This window comes from Bradyrhizobium sp. USDA 241 (genome assembly GCF_049739505.1).
Lineage (GTDB): Bacteria > Pseudomonadota > Alphaproteobacteria > Rhizobiales > Xanthobacteraceae > Bradyrhizobium > Bradyrhizobium liaoningense.
This window is the reverse complement of sequence record NZ_JBMGPZ010000005.1, coordinates 837,456-861,510: the sequence shown is the minus strand read 5'-3', so window position 1 is coordinate 861,510 and position 24,055 is coordinate 837,456. Positions and strand designations below refer to the sequence as shown.

Here is a 24,055-nt window from a genome sequence, read left to right as displayed (position 1 = left end):
GCGGCGCACCGCGGCCATTGTCCAGCCGCATGAGCCGCCTCGCGCGACTCACCCAGACAGCGACATTGCCTTCCATGGTATTGTCCCGGCAGGGAGATTCGCGCCTGCCAACAGAGATGCGTGTTTATGAAAATCACCCGCCTGCGCCTTCACGGCTTCAAGTCCTTTGTTGAGCCCACGGACTTCGTCATCGAGCCCGGCCTGACCGGCGTGGTCGGTCCCAACGGTTGCGGCAAGTCGAATCTCGTCGAAGCGCTGCGCTGGGCGATGGGCGAGACCTCGTACAAATCGCTGCGCGCCGCCGACATGGACGCGGTGATCTTCGCCGGCTCCGGCAACCGTCCCGCGCGCAACCACGCCGAAGTGACGATGACGATCGACAATGCCGATCGCACCGCGCCGGCGGCGATGAATGACAGCCAGCTTCTGGAAGTCTCCCGCCGCATCGAGCGCGAGGCCGGCTCGGTCTATCGCATCAACGGCCGCGACGTGCGCGCCCGCGACGTACAGATCCTGTTCGCGGACGCCGCCACCGGCGCGCGCTCGCCGGCTCTCGTCCACCAGGGCAAGATCGGCGAGATCATCCAGGCCAAGCCGGAACAGCGCCGCCGCGTGCTGGAGGATGCCGCCGGCGTTGCCGGCCTGCACGCCCGCCGCCACGAGGCCGAGCTGCGGCTGAAGGCGGCCGAAACCAACCTCACCCGCGTCGAGGACGTGATCGGCCAGCTCTCCGGCCAGATGGAAGGCCTGAAGAAGCAGGCCCGCCAGGCGGTGCGCTATCGCGAGGTCGCCGCCAAGGTCCGCAAGGCCGAAGCCACGCTGTACCATCTGCGCTGGATCGGCGCGCATGCCGACGTCAATGAGTCCGGACAGACCCACGATCTCGCGGTGCGCGAGATGGCCGAGCGCACCCAGCACCAGGCCGAAGCCGCCCGCATCCAGGCCATCCGCGCCGCCGAGATGCCGGCCCTGCGCGACGCCGAGGCACGCGCCGCAGCCGGGCTGCAGCGCCTGACCAATGCCCGAGAGCTGCTCGACCGCGAGGAAGAGCGCGCCAAGGAGCGCGTCGCCGAGCTCGAGCGGCGCCTTGCGCAATTCGAAGGCGATATCTCCCGCGCCCAGCAGCAGACCATGGACGCCGACGTCGCCCTGCAGCGGCTCGACGCAGAAGGCGCCGAGCTGAAGGAAGAGATCAAGTCGCGCGTCGAGAAGCGCTCCGGCGTCGACGAACGCGTCGCCGAAGCCGAGGCGGTGCTGACCGAAACCGAGCAGAGTTTCGCCGAGCTCACCACCGCGCTCGCCGACCTCACCGCCAAGCGCAACCAGCTCGAGGCCAACGTCCGCACTCACCGCGACAAGCTCGCCCGGCTCGACCAGGAAATCGCGAATGTGGCGGCCGAAGAGCAGAAGCTTGCGCAGGAGACCGGCGGCTTCGGCGATCTCGACGAGCTGACCGCTGTGGTCGAGACCGCGGAGCAGACGCTGGCCGCGTCGGAAGCCGCGGCACAGGCGAGCGAGGCCGCGCACGTGGCCGCGCGCCAGACGCTGGAATCCTCCCGCTCGCCGCTGGTCGAGGCCGACAAGCGCGTGCAGCGGCTCGAGACCGAGGCGCGCACGATCTCCAAGATCGTCAATGGCGAGACCAAGAATCTGTGGCCGCCGATCATCGACGGCATCAACGTCGACAAGGGCTTTGAAAAGGCGATCGGCGCCGCGCTCGGCGACGACCTCGATGCGCCGATCGACCCGTCGGCGCCGATGCGCTGGACCAATGTCGGACACACCGAAGGCGATCCGGTGCTGCCCGAAGGCGTCGTGCCGCTCGCCAATCACGTGCAGGCGCCGGCCGAGCTGGCGCGCCGCCTGGCGCAAATCGGCGTGGTGCCGCGCGAGCGCGGGGCGGAGCTGGTCTCGCAGCTCAAAACCGGCCAGCGGCTGGTCTCGCCCGAGGGCGACGTCTGGCGCTGGGACGGCTTTGTCGCCGCGGCTCACGCCCCGACCGGTGCCGCACGCCGCCTTGCCGAGCGCGCCCGCCTCGTCGATATCGAGAACGAGCTGGAGCAGGCCCGGATCGACGCGCAGATCAAGCGGCAGGCGCTGGAGAACGCCGAATCCGAGCTGCAGATGGCGGCCAGCACGGAAGGCGCGTCGCGCGAAGCCTGGCGCGCCGCGCAGCGCGAGCTCAACGTCGCGCGCGAGCGCCATGCCAATGCCGAGCGCGAGATCAGCCGCCACGCCGCACGCAAGGCCACGCTGTCGGAAGCGCACAGCCGTCTCGCCGCCGACCGCGCCGAAGCCGAGGCCGCCTACGAATACGCCGAAGCCGGCATCAGCGAGCTGCCGTCGAGCGAGGACACCGAGACCCGGCTCGCTGCCGTCCGCAGCGACATCGAAGGCCATCGCCGCATGGCCGCCCAGGTCCGTGCCGAGGCGCAGGCGCTGGCGCGCGAGGCCGAGCTGGCCGACCGCCGCGTTCAGGCAATTCTCGCCGAGCGCACCGAATGGCAGAACCGCAAGGAGAGCGCGGCCTCCCATATCGACACCATCCAGGCCCGCATCGCCGAGCTCACGATCGAGCGCAGCGAGCTTGAAAACGCGCCGGCCGTGTTTGCCGAGAAGCGCAGCGCGCTGATCACCGAGATCGAGTACGCCGAGAACGACCGCCGCATGGCTGCCGACGCGCTCGCTACCGCGGAAAGCGCGATGGCGGAGACCGATCGCGTCGCCAAGCTGACGCTCGAGGCACTGTCGAGCTCCCGCGAGGCCACTGCCCGCGCCGAGGAGCGCATGGAAGGCGCCCGGCGTCGGCTGGAGGATGTCGAGCGCGAGATCCGCGACATGCTCGAGGTCGAGCCGCAGGCCGTCGCCGGCCTCGCCGAGATCGAGCCCGGTGCCGAGCTGCCGCCGCTGCACGACATCGAGGAAGACCTCGAAAAGATGCGCCGCGACCGCGAGCGCCTCGGCGCGGTGAACCTGCGCGCCGAGGAAGAGCTGCGTGAGGTCGAGACCCAGCACACCGGCCTCGTCACCGAGCGCGACGACCTGGTCGAGGCCATCAAGCGACTCCGTCAGGGCATCCAGAGCCTCAACAAGGAAGCGCGCGAGCGGCTTCTGACCTCGTTCGAGGTCGTCAACAACCACTTCAAGCGCCTGTTCGTCGAGCTGTTCGGCGGCGGCGAGGCCGCGCTGCACCTGATCGAGAGCGACGACCCGCTCGAAGCCGGTCTCGAAATCATCGCCAAGCCGCCGGGCAAGAAGCCGCAGACGCTGTCGCTGCTCTCGGGCGGCGAGCAGGCGCTGACCGCGATGGCGCTGATCTTCGCGGTGTTCCTCACCAACCCCTCGCCGATCTGCGTGCTGGACGAAGTCGACGCGCCGCTCGACGACCACAACGTCGAACGGTACTGCAACCTGCTGCACGAGATGACCAGCTCGACCGACACGCGTTTCATCATCATCACGCACAACCCGATCACCATGGCGCGGATGAACCGCCTGTTCGGCGTCACCATGGCCGAGCGCGGCGTCTCGCAGCTGGTGTCGGTCAGCCTCGCCGAGGCCGTCGACATTCTCGACCAGAACGTGGCGTGATCGCTCCGGCATCATTCCGGGGCTCGCAACGCGAGAACCCGGAATCTCGCGCTACAATCTCTAGATTCGGGGATCGCGCTCCGCGCGCCCCGGAATGACGGCGAAATGATCGCCCCCACCCTCCCCGTCGAACTGAAAGCCGCCCTCGACGGCAAGCTGCAGGGCTTCTCCCGTACCGACGCCGCACAGCGCTCGCAAAAGATATCGACCGCCTATCGCGCCGGCGGCACCTCCGGCACGATCAAGTCCGAAGCCGATGCCCTCGCCTACGCGCTCGCGCGCATGCCAGCGACCTACGCAGCGGTGGCGGCAAGCCTGAATGCACTCTCCGAGATCTCACCAAACCTCGCGCCTGAATCATTGCTCGACGTCGGCGCCGGCCCGGGCACCGCGAGCTGGGCTGCTGCGGAGGCCTTTCCGTCGCTGCAGGATTTCACGCTGCTCGATGCCAACGCCACGCTCAGCCGGCTCGCACTCGAGCTCGCACGCGACAGCACACGCCTCGCAGAGTGCCGCTATCTGCCGGGCGATGCCGGTGCAAACCTCCCAGAGGTTTCGCAAGCCGATCTCGTCATCGCCAGCTACGTCATCGGCGAGCTCGGCGAGGCCGAGCAGCGCAAGCTCACTGAGGCGATGTGGGCGAAAGCGCGCCACGCGCTGCTCGTGATCGAGCCCGGCACGCCGGCCGGCACCGCCCGCATCCTCGCGCTACGCCAGCGATTGATTGCGGCCGGCGCCTACGTCGCCGCACCCTGCCCGCACGAAAAGCCCTGCCCGCTCGTGGCGCCCGACTGGTGCCATTTCTCCCAGCGCCTACCGCGCTCCCAGGCACACCGCCAGATCAAGGGCGCCGAGGTGCCGTTCGAGGACGAGCGCTTCATTTACCTCGCGCTGACCCGTACACCGCCCGCCGCGCGTGCCACGCGCGTGCTGGCACCGCCGGATGTCGGCAAGGCCGAGATCACGGCAAAGCTCTGCGGCCAGGGCGGCGTTGAACTTGCGAAGGTACCCCGCCGCGACAAGACCGCCTATGCACGAGCCCGGCGCTGGCGCTGGGGCGATGCCGTCATTGCCGAAAGTTAACCCTGTCAAGGGCTTTCGCCTTGAACTCGGATGTCTCCCGATCCGACCAAGTCTAACCTCCCTCTGCGTCGGGCTCTCATCCTGCGCCAATCTGGTCTACCCTAGCGCCCGTCTTCTTCCCCCTTCAGGAGTTCTCCATGTCGACCGGCTGGATCGTTCTCGGCGTCATCGTCGTCCTCGCGCTGTTCGCCTTCAGCGCCTACAACCGCCTGGTGGCGCTGAGCCAGCGTGTCGGGCAGGCCTTTGCCGACATCGACGTGCAGCTCAAGCAACGCCACGACCTGATCCCGAACCTGGTCGAGACCGTGAAAGGCTATGCCTCGCACGAGCGCGGCACGCTCGACGACGTCATCAAGGCGCGCAACTCGGCGATGTCGGCGCAGGGACCCGCGCAGGTCTCCGCAGCCGAGAACCAGCTGTCCGGCGCGCTCGGCCGGCTGATCGCGCTGTCGGAGGCCTATCCGGACCTCAAGGCCAACGCCAATTTCCAGCAGCTCGCGTCCGAGCTCTCGGACCTCGAAAACAAGATCGCGGCGAGCCGCCGCTTCTTCAACAACGCGGTCCAGGAATACAACACCGGCATCCAGCAGCTGCCTGCTGCGCTGTTTGCCGGCATGTTCGGATTCACGAAGAAGGACTTCTTTGATCTCGGCGCGAGCCGGACCGAGGTCGAGACCGTACCTCAGGTGAAGTTCTGATTTGAGCCGACAGGCCGGCAGGGCATCGCGTTATGGCCGCGTATGGTCTCTACACGCACATCGCCTCGAACAAGTTTCGTTCGATGCTGCTGCTCGCCGGCCTGTTCATGCTGGTCTACGTGCTGGTCTTTGCTGGCGCTCTCGTCGCCGAAGTTCTCATCGACAGTAACCGGACCGTCGCCTTCTACCTGAGCCACGCCTTCCAGGATCTGAAGGTCGCAGCGCCTATTGCCACGGTCGTGGCGGCGGCGTGGACCGTGATCGCCTATTTCTTCCACCAGTCGATGATCGACGCCGTGACCGGCGGCCACGACGTGACCCGGCAGGAGGAGCCGCGGCTCTACAATCTGCTGGAAAACCTCTGCATCTCGCGCGGCATCACCATGCCGAAGCTGAAGATCATGGAGAGCCCGGCCCTGAACGCGTTCGCGACCGGCCTCAATCCGCGGCAATATTCCATCACCGTCACCACCGGTCTCCTCGCCGCGCTGGACGACAAGGAGATCGAGGCGGTGCTGGGCCACGAGCTGACCCACATCAAGAACGGCGACGTGCAGCTCATGGTCGTCGCCGTCATCATCGCCGGCGTGGTCGGATTCTTCGGCGAATTGTTCTTCCGCCTGTTCACGAACTTCAACTGGAGCTCCGGGGGCTCGGGGTCCTCCTCGTCCCGGTCGTCCTCGTCATCGAGCGACAGCAAGAGCTCCGGCGGCGGCGCGGTGATCGTGATCATCATCGCGATCGTGCTGATCGTGGTGGCGTGGCTGCTGTCTCAGGTGGTGAAGCTCGCACTGTCGCGGTCGCGCGAATTTCTCGCCGACGCGGGCTCCGTCGAGCTGACGAAAGATCCTGATGCGATGATCTCGGCGTTGCGCAAGATCGAAGGTCGCGGCGAACTGCCTGGCGCGACCTCGGCGGTGATGGAGCTCTGCGTCGACAATCCGCGCGAGGGCTTTGCCGATTTGTTCGCGACCCATCCCTCGGTGCAGTCCCGGGTCGATGCGCTGGTCAAGTTCGCCGGCGGCCACGACCCCGGTCCGCTGCCAGACCCCGCCGAAGAGACGGATCAACCCGAGACGGAACAACCCGAGGCACAGGCCAACCCGCAGGATGCACAGCCGCTGCCGCACGGGCCGTGGAACGACGCAGGCAATCCGGCTGGACCGCCGCCCGTGCCGGCCCCAGGCCCCTCAGGAGCCCCGGCGGGCAATGCGATGGGACCTTGGGGCCGTCATTGAGCGCGTGATTTACCGCTACACGCGGCGGTTTTTCCCGGTGATCGGGAAAAACCAAGGGAATTGCCGCAACTGCGGTCCAAGGAATTGAATTCTCCCTTGTTTCTGCCATGTTCGCGCCCAACAGCAGACTTGGGACCATCTTTGGGACATCGATTTGGGGCCCGGCCGATTGCGACCTCGCGATCGGGGGCGCGCGTTAGGGGACAGCAATGGCAAAGCCGGCAGTGGTTGTGGTGGGCGCGGACAAGGGCGGGGTCGGCAAGACCACGGTATCGCGGACCCTGCTCGATTATTTCTCAGCCAACAACGTGCCGACCCGCGCGTTCGACACGGAGTCCCCGCGCGGAACCCTGAAGCGCTTCCACCCCGATATCACCGAGATCGTCGACATGACGACGACGGCGGACCAGATGAAGATCTTCGACACGCTCAATGCCGTGAGCCCGTCGGTGACCGTCATCGACGTCCGCGCCGGCCTGCTCTCGCCGGCCCTCGCTTCGCTGCGCGACATCGGCTTCCTCGACGCCGCCAAGGGCCGGCCAGATCACCTTCGCGGTGTTCCACATCCTGGGACCCTCGATCGCCTCGCTGGAGGAGATCGCCGAGACCGCAGGCTTCATGGGCGGCGCGAAATATTTCCTGGTCAAGAACTTCATCAACGATACCCAGTTCTTCCAGTGGGACCAGGCGACCTACAATTCCTACTTCCACCGCATCAAGGACGCGACCGAGCTGACCATCCCCAAGCTCAACGAAATGGCCTATGAGCAGGTCGAAGTCTCCTCCGTCCCGTTCCTGAAATTCGTCGCCAACAAGGGCATCAACGACGAGGCCGCCAACTACTCCTTCGTGCTGCGCGGCTATGTCCGGCACTGGCTGGCCAATGTCTGGAGCGAGTTCGACCGCATCCGCCTGACCGACATCGTCGGTTCGAAGCCCGCGACCCGCAACAGCGAAAAATAGTTGCGCAAGCAGGGCGGATACGGCTGGATTGGGTGGTGAGTTGGCCTGATATAGCTGTCGATGCCCGCGACACCCGTCTACATCATCTGTTCGCCCCGCCCGCAGGTCGGCAAGACCTTGCTGGCGCGGCTTTTGAGCGAATTCCTGCTGCTCAAGAACGGAAACGTGGCGGCCTTCGACGTCAACCTGAAGGAGCCGTCGCTGCTCGATTATCTGCCGAAGGTCACGGAAACCGCGGACGTGATCGACACCTACGGCAAGATGCAGCTGATGGACCGCGTCATCCTCGATGACGGCGTTGCCAAGGTGATCGACCTCGGCTTCCACGCCTTCGACGAGTTCTTCAAGATGACCGACGAGATCGGCCTCCTGAAAGAGGCGGCGCGCCGCCATGTCGCCCCGCAGATCCTGTTCGTCGCCGACACCGACCGCGCCTCGGCCCGCGCCCATGAGATGCTGCGCGGGCAGATCCCGCGCATGAACCTGATCACGGTGGACAACGAATATATCGTGCGCGGCGAGCTGCCGCCCGCGATGGAAGGCGGCCGGCTGTTCCGCCTGCCCGCGCTGCCCGGCTTCCTCAAGACCTATATCGACCGGCTGAGCTTCTCCTTCACCGGCTATCTGCGCCAGGAGAAGGACGCCTCGACCGAGCTGCACCAGTGGACCCGGCGGAACTACATCGCCTTCCGGGAACTCGAGCTCAGCCTGATCCTGCAGCGGTCCTGATAGCAATCCATCTGGGCGTACCCTCCGCCCGTCCCGCTCAATGCCCCTCGAACGTCATCAGCGTGCGCACCGGCACGTCCATGGCGCGCAGCTTGGCGGCGCCGCCGAGCTCGGGCAGGTCGATGATGAAGCAGGCGGCGACGACGTTGGCCCCGATCTGGCGCAGCAGCTTCACCGCGCCCTCGGCGGTGCCGCCGGTGGCGATGAGGTCGTCGACCAGGATGACGCGTTCACCAGGCTGGATCGCGTCGACATGCATCTCCATCTCGTCGATGCCGTATTCCAGGGAATAGGCGATGCGCACGGTGGTATGCGGCAGCTTGCCCTTCTTGCGGATCGGCACGAAGCCGGCCGAGAGCTGATGCGCCACCGCGCCGCCGATGATGAAGCCGCGGGCCTCCATGCCGGCGACCTTGTCGATCTTGTTGCCGGCCCAGGGGTTGACGAGCTCGTCCACCGCGCGGCGGAACGCCCGCGCGTCCGCGAGCAGGGTCGTGATGTCGCGGAACATGATTCCCGGCTTGGGATAGTCGGGAATGGTACGGACGCTCGCCTTGATGTCGTGGTCAAAGGTCATTCGGGTCTCATCTCAGTTGTCATTCCGGGGCGATGCGTCAGCATCGAACCCGGAATCTCGAGATTCCGGGTCTGGTGCTGGCGCACCATCCCGGAACGACGAGGGGAAATATTCTGCACTCAACTCGCCCCAGCATCCAGCCGGAACGCATTCTCAACAATCTTCAGCCCCACCTCGCCGCCGAGCGACATCAGCGATTCCGGGTGGAATTGCACGCCGGCCACCGGCAGGGTCTTGTGCTCGAGCGCCATGGCGACGCCGTCCTCGGTGCTGGCGGTGACGCTGAGCACCTCCGGCATGCTGTCGCGCTCGACGAAGAGCGAATGATAGCGGCCGATGACGATCTCGTTCGGGAGATTGCGCATCAAGCGCCCGCCGCGAACCTGCACCCGCGACGGCCGGCCATGGGCAGGATGGGTGAGCTGGCCGAGCTCGCCGCCAAAATATTCACCGATCGCCTGCACGCCGAGGCAGACGCCGAATACCGGCAGCTTGTTCTCCAGCGCCGCATCGATGGTCTTCCTGATCCCGAAATCTTCGGGCCTGCCCGGACCGGGCGACAGCACCAGCAAATCCCACCTCTTCTGCTTGAGCATGTCGAGCGCATGCACATAGCGGACCACGGTGACGCTGGCGCCGACCTGGCGGAAATAGTCGGCGAGCATATGCACGAAGCTGTCGTCGTGGTCGATCAGCAGCACCTGCTTCCCCGAGCCGGTGGCATCGGGTGCAAAGGTCGACAGCGGCTTCGGCGGATCGCCGCGTAGCGCCTGGAACAGCGCGGCAGCCTTGACCTGGCATTCGCGGTCCTCCGCGGCAGGATCGGAATCGAACAGGCAGGTGGCGCCGACGCGCACCTCGGCAAGCCCATCTTTCATGCGGATGGTGCGGATGGTGAGGCCGGTGTTGATGCTGCCGTCGAAATTGACCGCGCCGATCGCCCCCGCATACCAGCGCCGCGGCGAGCGCTCGTGATCCTCGACGAACTGCATCGCCCAGAGCTTTGGCGCGCCCGTGATGGTCACCGCCCAGGCATGGGTGAGGAAGGCGTCGAGCGCGTCGAAGCCGGGGCGAAGCATGCCCTCGACATGATCGACGGTGTGGAACAGCTTCGAGTAGGTCTCGATCTGGCGGCGCGCCAGCACCTTGATCGTACCGGGCACGCAGACGCGCGCCTTGTCGTTGCGGTCGACGTCGGTGCACATGTTGAGCTCGAACTCGTCCTTCTCCGAGTTCAGCAGCTGGCGGATCTGCTCGGCATCGCCGATCGCGTCGGCGCCGCGCGCGATCGTGCCCGAGATCGGGCAGGTCTCGACCCGGCGACCATCCGAGCGCACGAACATTTCCGGCGACGCCGAGACGAGAAACTCGCCCTCGCCGAGATTCATCAGCGCGCCATATGGCGACGGGTTGATGACGCAGAGCCGCTGGAACACTTCTGCGGGCGAGCGGTCGCAGGGCTCGGCGAAGAGCTGCCCCGGCACGGCTTCAAACAGATCGCCCCGCGCGAAGGCCGCGCGCGCGGTTTCGACGGTGGCCTGATATTCGCCAGGGGCGTGATCGGCGAAGCCCTGGCGCGGCGTCTTCAAGTACGGGCTGTCGGCGGTCTCGCGCGGCAGGCCCTCGGTGGATTTGCCCTTCCACGCGAAGTCATAGGAGAGCACCACGCCGCGGCCGGTGGCGCGGTCATAGGCCAGCAGGCGATCGGGCACATAGAGCACGATGTCGCGCTGGTCCGCCTCGCGCGGGCGCTTCTGCACGAGATCCTCGATCTGGAACACGAGGTCGTAGGCAAAGGCGCCGAACAGGCCGAGCAGCCCGTCGTCATTGGCGGAGAAGGCGGCGACGAGGTCACGCACCAGCGACATCACGCTGGCGCGCCGCGTGCGCTGGTCCTCCTCGACCGGGGCATCGCCGCGGATGATGTGGCCGGCAAGGCGTGTGGCCGACTTCTCGGAGATCACCACGCAGGGCTCGCGCAGGACGTCGGCGAGAAAGGCGATCAGGACCTGCCCGCGTTCGTTCAGCGCTTCCAGCCTGAAATTGACGCCTGTGGTCTCGAGCTTGAGCGGCGGATCGGAGAAGCCGAGGTCGAAGCTCTCATAGCGGCCGGGCACGGTCGTGCCCGAAGACAGCACCACGCCGCGGCGGCGGTCGAGCAGGTTGACGAGGTCGTCGAGCCTGTTGGCGCCGCCGGTAAACTGCTCCGCCACGCGCGTGATCGCAAGACCCGCGCGGGTCACATAGTCGCTTCGGGCCGGGAGGAGCAAAGACGGTCCTGTTCATGGGGTCCTCTTACGAGACTTGCCGAGGGAACGCCACACAGGACAAACGATCAGGCCGCCGCGCTGTGCTGGCGACCTTCGACGATTTTGAGAAAAGAAATCGCACCGGCCACCTCTCAGGAGGTGCGCCACCAAAGACGGGCTGGGCGGACGGCGGTGCTCATGGGGCGGATACTCACCATGGCGGACGGACGACGTCAAGAGGCGCTTGTTGGGAGCCGAGTCGCCGACTATTGCACGCCGGGGTCAGGCTGACGGCCGAACTTGCGCTTCCTCCGATCCCATTTCAGGATCGAAAAGTCGTCGCACTGCATGCATGTCAAGACGACGATGCTGCTGTTCTTTCCCTTCTGCAAGGCACCGAATTGACGGTCCTCGCGCACCGCGCTCACAAAGCGGATATTCGGCGTCCCAACGGCCGGCTGGTCCAGGATCAGGATGAACCTGCCCTTCGGACCTGCGCATTCCTGGAAGACGCCGACCAACGCGACCTGTCTGGTGGCCGTCCCGTCGAACTGGCCTTCGATCGCGAAAGACAGTTTACTCTCCTCCATCGCATCCGTGCCGTCCTCGAAGAGCAAGTCCCTGGGAATGAGATCCTTGCGGAATTCGGTCGCCTTGCACCAGTTCTTGCGGATCTGGTTCGCCGGAATGCCGCGAACCTCGGTCGTGAACGGATGGAAATCCGCAATGAGCCACCAGGCCTCCTTCTTGGGATCGCCGTGCAGCGTCACAAAAGCCTGCTGCGCCATTGCGTGAGTCGCCGCCCCCAGGAGCACGCCGACGGCGGCCACGATCGTTCGCACGATCCGGCCAACGCGGCGGTGCGAGAAAGACGAAGCCGACATGCCGGCTGCCTTCTTTCGCATCATCCCAGATGCTTCCGGAAAAACTCCGTCGCCCTGCCCCAGGCAAGCTCGGCGGCTTCGCGGTCGTGCACGGCCTGGCGCTGCTCGTTGACGAAGGCGTGCTCGGCGTCATAGCGGAACAGCTCCAGCGACTTGCCGGCGGCCTTCATCGCCTTTTCGAAGCCGTTGACCAGCTCCGGCGTGCACCAGTCGTCCTTGTTGGCGAAGTGGGACTGGAGCGGGATCCTGACGTCGGCGGGCTTGGCCGCCTGCTCAGGCGGGATGCCGTAGAACACGACGCCGGCCGCGAGCTCCGGGATCTTGGTCGCGCCGATGATGGTCACGGCGCCGCCGAGGCAGAAGCCGGTCAGGCCGACCTTGGCGCCGTTGCGCGCAAGATATTGCGCGGCGCCACGCACCGTCTGCGTCGTCGCATCCATGAAGTCGAGGGAGCTCATCTCCTTGTTGGCGGAATCGGTGTCGTGATAGGGCACCACCTTCCCCTTGTAGAGATCGGGCGCCAGCGCGTCGAAGCCAGCCAGCGCAAAGCGGTCGCACAGGCCCTTGATCTGGTCCGACAAGCCCCACCATTCCTGGATCACGACCACGCCCGGCGCGTTGCCACGCGCGGCGTTGGCGAGATAGCCCGAGGCGTCCTTGCCGTCCGGGCGCTTGAACGTGATGGTGGTTCCCATGGTGTCCTCCGACGCGTTTTTGGGGAGCGGTTGAGGGTTATTGTGGCGTCTAGACGGGCGCGACGCAATCCACACTCCCGTCATTCCGGGGCGGTGCGCAGCACCGAACCCGGAATGACGGAGAGTTGGGCCAATAAAAAAGCCCCCTCGCGGGGGCTCTTTCTTTTCTCGTTCGTCTTGCGCGGCTCAGTGCGAGTCGGCCCAGACCTTCTTCTTGGTGAAATACATCAGGCCCGCGAAGATGATCAGGAACACGAAGACCTGGAAGCCGAGGCGCTTGCGCGCTTCCATGTGCGGTTCGGCAGTCCACATCAGGAACGTGGTGACGTCCTTGGCGTACTGGGCGACCGTGGTCGGCGAGCCGTCGTCATAGGTCACCTGGCCGTCGCTGAGCGGCTTCGGCATCTTGATGGCGTGGCCCGGGAAGTACCTGTTGTAGTAGGATCCCTCCGGGATGGTGACGCCCTCAGGCACCTTCTCCTCATACCCCTGGAGCAGCGCGGTGACGTAGTCAGGCCCCTGCTCCTGGTACTGGGTGAAGACGTCGAAAATGAACCAGGGGAAGCCGCGCTTGTAGGAGCGCGCCTTGGTAATCAGGGACAGGTCGGGCGGCGCCGCACCGCCGTTCGCCGCACGCGCAGCCTGCTCGTTCGGGAATGGCGAGGGGAAATAGTCCGCCGGCCGGCCCGGACGCTCGAACATGTCACCCGCATCGTTCGGACCGTCCTTGACCTTGTACTCGGACGCAAACGCCGACGCCTGCGCCACCGAATAGCCGGGCCCGCCGGACTCGGCGAGGTTGCGGAAGGCGACGTAAGACAAGCCGTGGCAACTGGAGCAGACCTCCTTGTAGACCTTCAGGCCGCGCTGCAGCGCCCCGCGGTCAAACGTGCCGAAAGGGCCCGAGAACGACCATTTGTTGCCCGGCGGCGTATCGCTGCCTTCAGACGCTTTCGCGCTGTCGATCGAGCCCGCGAACAACGAACCGGCGAGCGCCAGCACGATCGCGGTGGAGACCATCGGCGTCGACCTGCTCCCGGTCTTCGCCAGAACTGCATCCGAGATCGAGTTCGGCACCGGCCGCGGCTTCTCTATGCGCGCGAGCAGCGGCAGCACGATCAGGAAGTAGGCGAAGTAGCAGACCGTCAGGACCCGGCCGGCAATCACGTAGATGCCCTCCGGCGGTTGCGCGCCGAGATAGCCGAGCAGGATGCAGACCGCGACGAAGATCCAGAAGAACTGCTTCGCAAGCGGACGGTACTTCGACGATCTGGTCTTGGCGTTGTCGAGCCAGGGCAGGAAGCACAGGATGATGATCGCCCCGAACATCGCGATGACGCCCGCAAGCTTGTCCGGGATCGAGCGCAGGATCGCGTAGAACGGCAGGTAATACCATTCCGGCACGATGTGCGGCGGCGTCACGCCCGGATTCGCCGGAATGTAGTTGTCGGCGTCGCCGAGATAGTTCGGCATGTAGAAGATGAACCAGGCGTACAGCAGCAGGAAGCAGGCGACGCCGAACATGTCCTTGATGGTGGCATGCGGCGTGAACGGCACCGTGTCCTTTTCCGTCTTCGGCTCGACGCCGTCGGGATTGTTCTGACCGGCGACGTGCAGCGCCCAGACGTGGAGCACGACGACGCCCGCGATCACGAAGGGCAGCAGATAGTGCAGCGAGAAGAATCGGTTCAGCGTCGGATTGCCGACCGAATAGCCGCCCCACAGCAGCGTGACGATGCTCTCGCCGACATAGGGAACGGCGGAGAACAGATTGGTGATGACGGTGGCGCCCCAGAAGCTCATCTGGCCCCAGGGCAGCACGTAGCCCATGAAGCCGGTCGCCATCATCAGGAGGTAGATGATGACGCCGAGGATCCACAGCACCTCGCGCGGCTCCTTGTACGACCCGTAGTAGAGGCCGCGGAACATATGGACGTAGACGGCGACGAAGAACATCGAGGCACCGACCGCGTGCATGTTGCGCAGCAGCCAGCCGTAGTTCACGTCGCGGACGATCAGCTCGACCGACTTGAAGGCAAGGTCGGCATTCGGCGTGTAGTGCATCGCCAGGATCACGCCGGTCAGGATCTGTATCCCCAGCATGAAGGAGAGGATGGCGCCGAAGGTCCACCAGTAGTTCAGGTTGCGCGGGGTGGGATAGGCGACGAAGGAGGAGTGGATGAGACCAAAGATCGGCAGACGCCGCTCGATCCATTGCAGGGCCGGATTACTCGGCTGGTAGTCGGATGGTCCGCTCATGATGCGATCCTGAGGAAATAGTACGACGAGACGGCGCGAAGCTTCGGACGAAAGTCCGAGGTTCAGCCGATCTGGATTTTGGTGTCGGAAACGAACTGGTACGGCGGCACGACCAGGTTCGTGGGCGCAGGCCCCTGGCGGATGCGGCCGGACGTATCGTACTGCGAACCATGGCAGGGGCAGAAGAACCCGTCGTAATTGCCTTCATGAGCGATCGGGATGCAGCCGAGATGGGTGCAGATGCCGATCACGACCAGCCACTGCTCGTGGCCGGACTTGACGCGGGCCTCGTCGGTCTGTGGATCGGGCAGGCTCGCCACGTTGACGGCGCGCGCCTCTTCGATCTGCTTCTTGGTGCGGTGGCTGATGTAGATCGGCTTGCCGCGCCAGAACACCTTGATGTCCTGGCCCTCGGCGATCGGGCTGAGATCGACCTCGATCGGCGCACCGGCGGCGATCGTCGAAGCGTCGGAATTCATTTGGGAGATAAAAGGCCAGAGCGCGGCCGCGCCCCCTACTGCTGCGAAGGCCCCGGTAGCAACGAATAAGAAATCACGGCGTGTCGGATGGTCCGCCGAAGACGCTGTCGTCACGATTCCAACCCTTTCTTCTTATGCTACCGGTGGAACCGCTCCGAGGGGCGCCCATGAGGTCCCCGGAAAGGCTGCCGGCGCCCGCGGCCCCCCGCGGCGGCAGAACTTCGCTTGTCCACCTCTAAACGGGTGAAACAGCAGTCCAGAATCGTTCTATTGGCACCCTTGCCGGGCGAGCGCAAGCCCGCTAACGGCGTGGGAGCGTGCCATGCACGAATTCCCGGGCGGGCGATGTTTTATTGAGACATTCCCGCCCGCATCGACCCCCGACGCAGCCCATGCAGATAGCGCTTTTTCAGCCTGACATCGCTCAGAACACCGGCACGATTCTCAGGCTTTGCGCCTGTCTGGGCATGGACGCCCATATCATCGAACCTGCCGGCTTCCCCGTCTCCGACCGCTTGTTCCGCCGGGCGGGAATGGATTACCTCGACCATGTCCGGCTGACCCGCCACGACTCCTGGTCGAAATTCGAGGACTGGCGCGCGGCACAGGGCTGCCGGCTGCTGCTGTTCACCACCAAGGCTGCGACCGACTACCGCGATTTTCATTACCAGAGGTCGGACATCCTGCTATTCGGACGCGAGAGCGCCGGCGTCACCGACGCGGTGGTCGAGGCCGCCGATGCGCGGCTGGTGATCCCGATCGAGGCGGGACTGCGGTCGCTAAATGTGGCGATGAGCGCGGCCATGGCCGCAGGCGAGGCGCTGCGGCAGATCCGGAACCCGCAAGTCTGACAGGTTGAGGAGCGACGATTGAGTTACGCGGTCAAGGAAATCTTCCTGACCCTGCAAGGCGAAGGCGCCCATGCCGGGCGTGCGTCCGTGTTCTGCCGTTTTGCCGGCTGCAATCTCTGGAGCGGCCGCGAGGCCGACCGCGCCGACGCGACCTGCAAGTTCTGCGACACCGATTTCGTCGGCACCGATGGCACCCTCGGCGGCCGCTATGCTTCGGCCGCGGAACTCGCGGACACCATTGCCGCGCAATGGACCGCCTCAGGCGGCAATCGCTACGTGGTGCTGACCGGCGGCGAGCCGCTGCTCCAGGTCGACGCCGAGCTGATCGAAGCGCTCCACGCCCGCGGCTTCGAGATCGGCGTCGAGACCAACGGCACGATCCCTGCGCCGGAAGGGCTCGACTGGATCTGCGTCAGCCCCAAGGGCGGCAGCGAGCTGGTCCTCCGCCAGGGCCACGAGCTGAAGCTGGTCTATCCCCAGGCGCTGGCTGCGCCGGAGACTTTCGAGGATCTCGCCTTCGAGCGCTTCTCGCTGCAGCCGATGGATGGGCCCGAGGTCGTCAGGAACACCGCGCAGGCGATCGACTACTGCCTGCGCCATCCGCAATGGCGGCTCAGCGTGCAGACGCACAAATCGCTCGGCATCAGATAGGACGCGACCGGGAATGCAGATGGACGCCTCAACGATAGACGACCGCAAGGCCCGCGCCCGCGCCTGGTTCGAGCGATTGCGCGACGACATCTGCGAAAGCTTCGAGCGGCTCGAGGATGACGCACCGCAAAGCCTCTATCCCGGCGAGGCCGGCCGCTTCAAGCGCACGCCCTGGGAGCGCACCGATCATACCGGCGCGGCCGGCGGCGGCGGGGTGATGTCGATGATGCATGGCCGCCTGTTCGAGAAGGTCGGGGTGCACTGCTCGACCGTGCACGGCGAGTTCGCGCCCGAGTTTCGCGCACAGATCCCGGGGGCCGCGGAAGACCCGAAGTTCTGGGCCTCCGGCATCTCGCTGATCGCGCATCTGCGCAATCCGAACGTGCCCGCCGTGCACATGAACACCCGCTTCGTCGTCACCACCAAGGCCTGGTTCGGCGGCGGCGCCGACCTCACGCCGGTGCTGGAGCGAAGGCGGACGCAGGAGGATGCCGACACGATCGCCTTCCACGCCGCGATGAAACAGGCCTGCGCGCAGCCGAATGGCGTCGCCGATTACGACAAGTACAAGAAGTGGTGCGATGAATATTTCTACCTGCCGCACCGGAAAGAGGCGCGCGGCATCGGCGGCATCTTCTACGACTGGCACGACAGCGGCGACTGGGACGCCGACCTCGCCTTCACCCGGGACGTCGGCCGCGCCTTCCTGAAGATCTATCCCGAGATCGTGCGACGCAATTTCGCGACAGGCTGGACGGCGGAGGATCGCGAGGAGCAGCTGATCCGGCGCGGCCGCTATGTCGAGTTCAACCTGCTCTACGACCGCGGCACCATCTTCGGACTCAAGACCGGCGGCAATGTGGATTCCATCCTGTCGTCGCTGCCCCCGGAGGTGAAGTGGCCATGACGACGATGAAGCTCGCCGTGAGACCGCTGCCGCGCGCCATGCTGATCGACATGGACGACACCATCCTGTCGGCCTATGGCCGGCCGGAGATCGCCTGGAACACGATCGCGAACGAGTTTGCCGAGGAGCTTGCGCCGCTGCCGCCGGCCCAGGTCGCAACCGCGGTGCTGGCTTTCGCGCGAAACTTCTGGGCGAACGCGGAAGCGGCGTGGCGGATGAAGCTCGCCGAGGCGCGGCACCTGACGGTCAAGGGCGGCTTTGCCGCGCTTGCGGCGGCGGGCCACCGCGCCCTGCCCGACGATCTCGCCATTCGCCTCGCCGACCGCTTCACCGCCTATCGCGAGGAGGAGATGTTCGTGTTTCCCGGCGCGCATGAGGCGATCGACCGGTTCAAGGCGCTCGGCATCAGGCTCGCGCTGGTCACCAACGGCGCCGCGGACATGCAGCGCGCCAAGGTCGAGCGCTTCGAGCTGGCGCACCGCTTCCACCACATCCAGATCGAAGGCGAGCACGGCTTCGGCAAGCCCGAGGAGCGCGCCTATCTGCACGCCATGCAGGCGCTCGGCGTCACCGCCGAGGAGACCTGGATGATCGGCGACAACCTGGAATGGGAAGTCGTGACGCCGCAGCGGCTCGGCATCTATTCGATCTGGATGGACGTCCACGACGAGGGCCTGCCCGAAGGCTCGACGGTCAAGCCCGACCGCATCATCCGCTCGCTCGGCGAGCTGCTGCCTGACCCGGCGTAACCAGGCACAAAACAAAAACCGCGAAAACAACCCCATGCACAGTAGCCGGCTGCTGCAAAATCAAGGACTTGCGGATTTTGCGAAATCCGCTTTGACCCGTCGGGCAAAACAGGGGTATGATGTCATCGTCGCGGGCTTGTGATGGACGGGCTTCTGCATGAGCCGCATCAGCAACCAGTGCCCGCCGATCACGCGCAAGCGGGCCTGACACCGTAGCGCGATGCGCCCGCCGAATTTCCCGGAACGCGCAGCCGGCGTGATCGGCATGTCATGACGGCCTGGTAGCCTCACGGCCGATCAACCCGAAAGGACAATCCATGGAATTGAAAGCCGGCGATGTGGTGATGCTGAAATCCGGCGGCCAGCCGCTGACCGTCGCGGAGGTGAAGGCGGACGAGGTGCTGTGCCTGTGGATGGGCATGGAAGGCGACCTGTTCCGCGAGACGCTGCCGCTGGCCGTGCTCGTGCAGGTGGAAGAGGATGATGAGGATGAAGAGGAGGACGACGACGACGAGGAGTAGGCGCGCCTGACACTGCATCCTCGTTAGAACGGAGCGTTCCGCTGCGACGCTCCCGATTCTCTGCCATAAGCGGTCATGATGCGCTGCCATTGTTGTATCCGAGACAGCCACTTTGCTTCGGTGCAAGGGCGACGATTTCGACTATTCGATTAAAGGAAATTGCGTGCTTCTCTGAGTATCTCTCAACAATATCGCTTAAGTAGGAGCGAGCGCCGAGCTGGCGGCGCAGCGCCGTGTAAGGTTCCGCGCGGTCCACACCCAAAATCGCGCTGCGCCCTAATCGCTCGTCGATGATGGCAACGGCATCCGCCGTCTTGAGTACGTCGGCGAGCGTCGTATCAGCCTGAACCCCTGTGCGGTGATCGTGCGCCGCGATTGCATGCTGAGCCTCAACGGGAATGTTGTCGCCAAGCCAGTTGACGGTCACGAGACCGTGCTGGCTCCAGTTGTTGGATGTGTGGAAGTAATCAAGATCATGGCATAGCCCAACGACCTCCCAGAGATCAGCGGAGGCTGAGAAGGTAGGAGCAAGCTCCCGCATGATGTGGGCTACAAAGCGGGAGTGACTGGCTCTTGGCGTGTCGCCCAAGTACTGTTTGACCAAGAAGTCCGCATCAAAGACCGTCAGCATTCGTCGCTCCGGTCAGCCCAAGACACTGGTTTTGCTTCATAAGCTTGATTTGAGAGATTCGATGATGTCCGCTACACCTGCAACCTTAGCAATTTTCCCGTCCATATAGTCTAGCGACACACGCTCGTGCAGCTCGTTGTTGGAGCCGACGCATTCCCTGGCGATGACTACACGATAGTCTCGCTGGTAAGCGTCTATTGCCGCCATTCGAACGCAAGCGTGCGTATTAACTCCACAGAGCACCAGTTCGCTGGGATCTATTTTGGCCAGAGCCTCGTCAAGCGGAGTTTTGAAGAAGGCGCTGTAGCGCTTTTTGACGAACAGAGCTGGCCCCGGTTGTTTGGACAGCGCCCCGCTGGATTTAAGTGGATTCCTGCCGGGTTATGCTGAACGCGGGGCTTTACGGTTTTGTCGTTGCGTCGGGAGGGCGTAGCCCGACCAGAGCGACGACAAAACCGTCGGCGACGGTCATGCGGCCATCACCATAGCTTGCGTGCCGAAGTAAGCCTCGTCGGGCGTGCGCCCGTCAAGGCTCGAGTGAGGGCGTCCCTGATTGTAGAAGGCCAGATACTTGGCAATTGACGCTCGCGCCTCGGACACGCTGTCGTAGGCGCGGAGATATACTTCTTCGTATTTGACCGTGCGCCAGAGCCGCTCGACAAACACGTTGTCGCGCCAGGCGCCCTTGCCGTCCATGCTGATGGCGATCTTCGCGTCCAGCAGCACATCGGTGAACTCGAGGCTGGTGAACTGGCTGCCCTGATCCGTGTTGAAAATCTCGGGCCTGCCGTGCTTCGCCAACGCCTCCTGGACCGCTTCGACGCAGAAGGCCGCCTCCATTGTGATCGAGACGCGATGGGCCAGGACCCGTCGGCTGAACACATCGACGACCGCCGCGAGATAGACGAAGCCACGCCGCATCGGAATGTAGGTGATGTCCATTGCCCACGCATGGTCGGGCCGCTCGATCTTCAATCCGCGCAACAGGTACGGGTAGATCTTGTGACCCGGAGCCGGCTTGCTCGTGTTCGGGCGACGATAGACCGCCTCGATCCCCATGCGCTTCATCAGCGTCGCGATGTGGCGGCGACCGGCGTATACGCCCTCCCGCCGCAGCAACGATCGCAGCATACGCGCTCCCGCGAAGGGATAATCGAGATGCAGCTCATCGAGCCGACGCATCAAGGCAAGGTCCTCGGCCGAAACTGGCCGAGGTTCATAGTAGACCGTGCTGCGAGCCAGCTTCAGGACCTTCGCCTGGCGCACGATAGAAAGATCATGATCGCGGTCGATCATCGCTTTGCGCTCAGCAGGCCCGCCTTGGTGAGCGCGCCGGACAAAAAATCGTTTTCCAACGCCAGCTCGCCGATCTTGGCATGTAACGCCTTCAAATCGACCGGCGTCTCGGCCGATGTCTTGTCATGCCCAAACACGCCGGCGGCGCCTTCCAGGAGCTGGTTTTTCCAGATCGTGATCTGGTTCGGATGAACATCAAACAGTTGCGCCAGCTCCGCCAGTGTCTTGTCGCCTTTGACCGCAGCCAAAGCAACCTTCGCCTTGAATGCCGGAGAATGCGTCCGGCGGCTCTTCTTCGTCATCTTCGCTCCTGATTCGCAGCAAGAATCCTCGCCGCTGTCAGGCAGAAAATCCACTCAAGCTACTGTCCGAATTTGCGGGGCCAGCTCTTTCGTAGTTCGCTTTATCGAAGCGGCATCAAAAAGGTGAACTGTACCCTACTTCGCTGATGGGCCATTTGTCCGGACGTGAAGGCACATCGAACCTCCGCGCGGCTGCCGCTAAAGTTGCCCTCGGCTTGCTGGCGCCACGACCCACTTGGTCAGCACATCCGTCCGCGCTTCGTAGTTCTCCGGCCGTGCGGGGAGTTTCAGCTTGGGGAACCGCCACAGATCCACCAACTGATCCATCAAATCTGCATACGCGACGGCCATCTGATCCACGCCTTCGGCGCCGGAAAGCGCGCGTGCCTGCATCCATGGTGATCGCTGGAATGCTTCAACGAAGTAGCTCTCCCAACTTGGCCCTCGCTTTCGATTGGTCTCCTTGAGGGCATGCAGAGGATTCGGCTCCTGAAAGTAGATCAGCCGAGGTTGAGCGACGGCCAGCCGTTCCTGCAGATCCGACCAAAACCGAAGTATCGTCGTTTGAGGCGCGTCCAACTGAAAAAGCACCCGAACCGTGCTCTGGATGGGATGGCTCTCAAAGACGTACAGCACATCATGACCGGCGCCTTCCAGGAATGTTTCCAACCTTTCGAGCGCCGCAGCGGCAAACGAACCAACAGAGTATATCTCGTGAATGTCTGCGAAGGCTGCTCCCATCCGGTCGGGCCTGCCCACGAGCAAGGGATGATCTGGAGCACTCTCGACGAAAACCTTGCTGGCGGGGACTGAGTCGCCCAGTGCCCCTGCGGCCGTGCTCTTGCCGGAACCAGGCAGGCCATCAATAAACAAGATCTGCGGCTGTGGGATGGACGTCAGCATAGGGTTGCTCGCGATCATACCATTCCAGAACGGAGGCAGGCCTCCAAGAATCTTCTACTGCTCGATTGGGTCGGAACCGCAACCCGATGCCAGGAAGCCGGAACATTGGATTCGCCGCTCGGTGGTCGGACCGGATATGTCGGCCTCGGCCGGTCCAGGCCCACAAAGTGCCGTGTGGCTCTTGCCCGCGCAGTTGCGGGAATGCCCCGATCATCAGGCAGCCTCGGCAAGCAACTTCGCAACAGGGCAAGAGGCGAGATCTAAGACGGCTGCGAACTCCGGCGCGCTGGCTGGTGCAGACTGCCGCTGCAATAAACGGCCGCCCTGTCAGCCTCCAGCAATTCGATGGCGCATCGGATCATCGCCAGGCTGAGCGCGTCCATTCCCGGCGATATCAATCGGCGGAACTGTTCGATCTCATTGTCTATCTGGTCGCACGTGTTGCACATGTGCATCCCGCGGCTTGCAGGCGGGAGCAAAAACGCCGCCCGCTTGAAATAAAGTGCAGGCGGCGTCCTTCCAGCCCCGGGAGGGTGAGAGTAAAATCCCGACAAGAGTTGGTCGCCGCGTTGCGTGCCGAGGTTCATCACATCGTGCTATGGCGCGGCCTAAAAAGCGATGTGATCAGGATGAATCGACATTGCGCTCGAGGTTATCGTTCGAGCATGATCCCTTTCGGAAAACCGATGCATACTTTTCCGGATCATGCTGCAAATCTCAACCTGGTGGATGCAGTCCCGGCGAGGTCAGCCACTTGTTGACCTCTCCGGCGGCATCGATCTGCCGGGCTTTTCGCAAAAGCTCCGTGCGGCGGATGCCAAGGGGCATCCCTTTGGCCTGTTGACGAAGGTTGAGTGCCTCTTGTGCCAGGCGGTATTCGAATGTCGATGTTGGTTCCGGGGATCGGCGAGCCGACATGTTTGATGCTCCGCTGCGGGGTTGAGCGGGAGCGCAACTCGCGTTCACACCACCGGTAGATGCTGCGGGCCGCTCGGCGGTGGCAAGACAATGCGCCCTTGTCTACCGGATAGCGAGCGCTTTGTTTCGCGTCGCGCAAGAACCCATCTGCAGACTGCCCCGGTTTGCCGCTGATTGGATCAATCCTCGTGGATCGAAGTCTCGTTTGAACGATCGACCCGGACCTCTCTAAATTCCGTGGGCCCATCAAGCAGGTGCTGCTTTCTCGTCGATTGGTCCTTCGAGCTCGCGGAACTGTCGGCCCTGTCGTCCAGTGCCGCACCGGCCAGATGAACCGCACGCTTTCGTTGGTGAAGCAGGCGGCTCCCCTTCGCATCCTCTTTCGTCATTCGGCTGGGCCTCTGAATTGGAGCGCGACGTTCAGGAGCGCGCCGCGGTCGGTGCCACTCAGCAATCGCGGCAAATATTCTTCAGCTTCGCGGCGATTCGGGCCTCTTCGGCGAGAAGCGGGTCCTTGTAGCCGGACGATGAATCGACGGTGGTTTTGGCGGGCCGCCCTGTTTTTGGAGGAAAAGCCGCATCGTAACAGGAGAGGCGCGCGTTGGCGCCTTCGATCGCACGGCAGTTCGGCTCCGCGGCAAGAGCTGCGGGCGTGGATGTGCCCAGCGCCGATGCCAGCAAAAGCGCCGCGATCCATGTGCCTGGTCGAGCCATCTTCATGCTGAACACTCCATCGCTATTTGGTTCCGCTCGCCCAAATGGGACGCTCGCCGGTCCAGGCCGGTAGAGCATCCCATTCGGACCAGCGCATCCTGCGCTCCTCGCCTCCGACCCTGACGAAAACAAAGGGAGCATCGTCCCGACCTGTTTTCGAACCCACG

At 64.4% G+C, this 24,055-nt stretch carries 20 protein-coding genes and 2 pseudogenes; 11 read left to right on the top strand and 11 right to left on the bottom strand.

The features are described from left to right. The first annotated feature begins 126 nt into the window (after nt 1-126). The 6 genes and pseudogenes from smc to ABIF91_RS25920 all read left to right on the top strand — a co-directional run bounded on the left by smc (nt 127) and on the right by ABIF91_RS25920 (nt 8,302). Nucleotides 127-3,591: a chromosome segregation protein SMC gene (smc, locus tag ABIF91_RS25945; protein ID WP_028179394.1), complete on the top strand. Its 3,465-nt coding sequence runs from the start codon at nt 127-129 to the stop codon at nt 3,589-3,591. A gap of 105 nt (nt 3,592-3,696) precedes the next feature. Continuing rightward, nucleotides 3,697-4,674, top strand: coding sequence for a small ribosomal subunit Rsm22 family protein (locus ABIF91_RS25940; RefSeq protein WP_028179393.1), 978 nt, complete (start codon nt 3,697-3,699; stop codon nt 4,672-4,674). A gap of 137 nt (nt 4,675-4,811) precedes the next feature. Beyond that, complete coding sequence (locus ABIF91_RS25935) at nt 4,812-5,372, top strand: LemA family protein (RefSeq protein ID WP_028179392.1); 561 nt, start codon at nt 4,812-4,814, stop codon at nt 5,370-5,372. A 32-nt stretch (nt 5,373-5,404) separates the two neighbouring features. Then, the gene (locus ABIF91_RS25930) at nt 5,405-6,610 is read left to right on the top strand and encodes a M48 family metallopeptidase (RefSeq protein WP_035676107.1); all 1,206 of its coding nucleotides are present in this window, start codon (nt 5,405-5,407) and stop codon (nt 6,608-6,610) included. A 209-nt stretch (nt 6,611-6,819) separates the two neighbouring features. Next, nucleotides 6,820-7,573, top strand: a pseudogene (locus ABIF91_RS25925) (hypothetical protein). 60 nt (nt 7,574-7,633) lie between these two features. After that, a complete protein-coding gene (locus tag ABIF91_RS25920) occupies nt 7,634-8,302 on the top strand; it encodes a hypothetical protein (protein ID WP_028179389.1) in 669 nt (222 codons plus the stop codon). A 37-nt stretch (nt 8,303-8,339) separates the two neighbouring features. On the opposite strand, the gene ABIF91_RS25915 is transcribed toward ABIF91_RS25920, so the two are convergent. The 6 genes and pseudogenes from ABIF91_RS25915 to petA all read right to left on the bottom strand — a co-directional run bounded on the left by ABIF91_RS25915 (nt 8,340) and on the right by petA (nt 15,559). Next, nucleotides 8,340-8,879, bottom strand: a complete 540-nt coding sequence (locus tag ABIF91_RS25915) for an adenine phosphoribosyltransferase (protein ID WP_018323310.1) — start codon at nt 8,877-8,879, stop codon at nt 8,340-8,342. Between the two features lie 119 nt (nt 8,880-8,998). Further along, nucleotides 8,999-11,165: pseudogene (locus ABIF91_RS25910) on the bottom strand (anthranilate synthase component I). Nucleotides 11,166-11,394: 229 nt separating this feature from the next. After that, the gene (locus ABIF91_RS25905; RefSeq protein WP_244430077.1) at nt 11,395-12,012 is read right to left on the bottom strand and encodes a hypothetical protein; all 618 of its coding nucleotides are present in this window, start codon (nt 12,010-12,012) and stop codon (nt 11,395-11,397) included. Between the two features lie 20 nt (nt 12,013-12,032). Continuing rightward, nucleotides 12,033-12,707: a dienelactone hydrolase family protein gene (locus ABIF91_RS25900; protein ID WP_028179386.1), complete on the bottom strand. Its 675-nt coding sequence runs from the start codon at nt 12,705-12,707 to the stop codon at nt 12,033-12,035. Nucleotides 12,708-12,893: 186 nt separating this feature from the next. Further along, on the bottom strand, nt 12,894-14,966 hold the full coding sequence (gene fbcH / locus ABIF91_RS25895; RefSeq protein WP_028179385.1) for a cytochrome b/c1: 2,073 nt from the start codon (nt 14,964-14,966) through the stop codon (nt 12,894-12,896). Nucleotides 14,967-15,028: 62 nt separating this feature from the next. Next, nucleotides 15,029-15,559: a ubiquinol-cytochrome c reductase iron-sulfur subunit gene (gene petA, locus ABIF91_RS25890; RefSeq protein WP_424579467.1), complete on the bottom strand. Its 531-nt coding sequence runs from the start codon at nt 15,557-15,559 to the stop codon at nt 15,029-15,031. Between the two features lie 278 nt (nt 15,560-15,837). On the opposite strand from petA, the gene ABIF91_RS25885 reads away from it, so the two are divergent. The 5 genes from ABIF91_RS25885 (at nt 15,838) to ABIF91_RS25865 (ending at nt 19,124) form a co-directional block, all read left to right on the top strand. Then, on the top strand, nt 15,838-16,296 hold the full coding sequence (locus ABIF91_RS25885; RefSeq protein ID WP_028179383.1) for a tRNA (cytidine(34)-2'-O)-methyltransferase: 459 nt from the start codon (nt 15,838-15,840) through the stop codon (nt 16,294-16,296). Nucleotides 16,297-16,314: 18 nt separating this feature from the next. Then, nucleotides 16,315-16,947, top strand: coding sequence for a 7-carboxy-7-deazaguanine synthase (gene queE, locus ABIF91_RS25880; RefSeq protein ID WP_028179382.1), 633 nt, complete (start codon nt 16,315-16,317; stop codon nt 16,945-16,947). A 19-nt stretch (nt 16,948-16,966) separates the two neighbouring features. Beyond that, nucleotides 16,967-17,854, top strand: coding sequence for an oxygen-dependent coproporphyrinogen oxidase (gene hemF / locus ABIF91_RS25875; RefSeq protein WP_028179381.1), 888 nt, complete (start codon nt 16,967-16,969; stop codon nt 17,852-17,854). Beyond that, nucleotides 17,851-18,603 (top strand): HAD family hydrolase, encoded by a 753-nt coding sequence (locus ABIF91_RS25870; RefSeq protein ID WP_035676112.1) that lies wholly within the window; start codon nt 17,851-17,853, stop codon nt 18,601-18,603. Before hemF ends, ABIF91_RS25870 begins: the two co-directional genes overlap by 4 nt. Before the next feature lie 317 nt (nt 18,604-18,920). Then, nucleotides 18,921-19,124, top strand: a complete 204-nt coding sequence (locus ABIF91_RS25865) for a YodC family protein (RefSeq protein ID WP_028179379.1) — start codon at nt 18,921-18,923, stop codon at nt 19,122-19,124. A 73-nt stretch (nt 19,125-19,197) separates the two neighbouring features. Here the strand turns inward: ABIF91_RS25865 and ABIF91_RS25860 are convergent, their stop codons facing one another. From ABIF91_RS25860 to ABIF91_RS25840, 5 genes are all read right to left on the bottom strand, one after another. Beyond that, the gene (locus ABIF91_RS25860) at nt 19,198-19,755 is read right to left on the bottom strand and encodes an HD domain-containing protein (protein ID WP_028179378.1); all 558 of its coding nucleotides are present in this window, start codon (nt 19,753-19,755) and stop codon (nt 19,198-19,200) included. A gap of 36 nt (nt 19,756-19,791) precedes the next feature. After that, complete coding sequence (locus tag ABIF91_RS25855; RefSeq protein WP_424579820.1) at nt 19,792-20,103, bottom strand: isochorismatase family protein; 312 nt, start codon at nt 20,101-20,103, stop codon at nt 19,792-19,794. Nucleotides 20,104-20,223: 120 nt separating this feature from the next. Beyond that, nucleotides 20,224-21,353 (bottom strand): IS3-like element ISRj2 family transposase gene (locus ABIF91_RS25850; protein ID WP_129557670.1). Its coding sequence is split into 2 segments (ribosomal slippage): nt 20,224-21,101 and nt 21,101-21,353, totalling 1,131 coding nucleotides; the frame shifts between segments, so codons are not numbered across the junction. Nucleotides 21,354-21,551: 198 nt separating this feature from the next. Next, complete coding sequence (locus tag ABIF91_RS25845; RefSeq protein ID WP_155252154.1) at nt 21,552-22,256, bottom strand: hypothetical protein; 705 nt, start codon at nt 22,254-22,256, stop codon at nt 21,552-21,554. 1,365 nt (nt 22,257-23,621) lie between these two features. Next, nucleotides 23,622-23,894 (bottom strand): hypothetical protein, encoded by a 273-nt coding sequence (locus tag ABIF91_RS25840; protein ID WP_050995176.1) that lies wholly within the window; start codon nt 23,892-23,894, stop codon nt 23,622-23,624. Nucleotides 23,895-24,055: the final 161 nt, after the last annotated feature.

Excerpts from the sequence above, each read along its gene's own strand:
- ABIF91_RS25840 (WP_050995176.1), bottom strand. The coding sequence starts at position 23,894 with ATGAAGATGGCTCGACCAGGCACATGGATCGCGGCGCTTTTGCTGGCA.
- smc (WP_028179394.1), top strand. The coding sequence starts at position 127 with ATGAAAATCACCCGCCTGCGCCTTCACGGCTTCAAGTCCTTTGTTGAG.
- ABIF91_RS25865 (WP_028179379.1), top strand. The coding sequence starts at position 18,921 with ATGGAATTGAAAGCCGGCGATGTGGTGATGCTGAAATCCGGCGGCCAG.
- ABIF91_RS25860 (WP_028179378.1), bottom strand. The coding sequence starts at position 19,755 with ATGCTGACGGTCTTTGATGCGGACTTCTTGGTCAAACAGTACTTGGGC.
- ABIF91_RS25940 (WP_028179393.1), top strand. The coding sequence starts at position 3,697 with ATGATCGCCCCCACCCTCCCCGTCGAACTGAAAGCCGCCCTCGACGGC.
- ABIF91_RS25905 (WP_244430077.1), bottom strand. The coding sequence starts at position 12,012 with ATGTCGGCTTCGTCTTTCTCGCACCGCCGCGTTGGCCGGATCGTGCGA.
- ABIF91_RS25915 (WP_018323310.1), bottom strand. The coding sequence starts at position 8,879 with ATGACCTTTGACCACGACATCAAGGCGAGCGTCCGTACCATTCCCGAC.
- ABIF91_RS25885 (WP_028179383.1), top strand. The coding sequence starts at position 15,838 with ATGCAGATAGCGCTTTTTCAGCCTGACATCGCTCAGAACACCGGCACG.
- ABIF91_RS25870 (WP_035676112.1), top strand. The coding sequence starts at position 17,851 with ATGACGACGATGAAGCTCGCCGTGAGACCGCTGCCGCGCGCCATGCTG.
- ABIF91_RS25900 (WP_028179386.1), bottom strand. The coding sequence starts at position 12,707 with ATGGGAACCACCATCACGTTCAAGCGCCCGGACGGCAAGGACGCCTCG.
- ABIF91_RS25935 (WP_028179392.1), top strand. The coding sequence starts at position 4,812 with ATGTCGACCGGCTGGATCGTTCTCGGCGTCATCGTCGTCCTCGCGCTG.
- fbcH (WP_028179385.1), bottom strand. The coding sequence starts at position 14,966 with ATGAGCGGACCATCCGACTACCAGCCGAGTAATCCGGCCCTGCAATGG.
- ABIF91_RS25920 (WP_028179389.1), top strand. The coding sequence starts at position 7,634 with ATGCCCGCGACACCCGTCTACATCATCTGTTCGCCCCGCCCGCAGGTC.
- ABIF91_RS25845 (WP_155252154.1), bottom strand. The coding sequence starts at position 22,256 with ATGCTGACGTCCATCCCACAGCCGCAGATCTTGTTTATTGATGGCCTG.
- ABIF91_RS25930 (WP_035676107.1), top strand. The coding sequence starts at position 5,405 with ATGGCCGCGTATGGTCTCTACACGCACATCGCCTCGAACAAGTTTCGT.
- hemF (WP_028179381.1), top strand. The coding sequence starts at position 16,967 with ATGGACGCCTCAACGATAGACGACCGCAAGGCCCGCGCCCGCGCCTGG.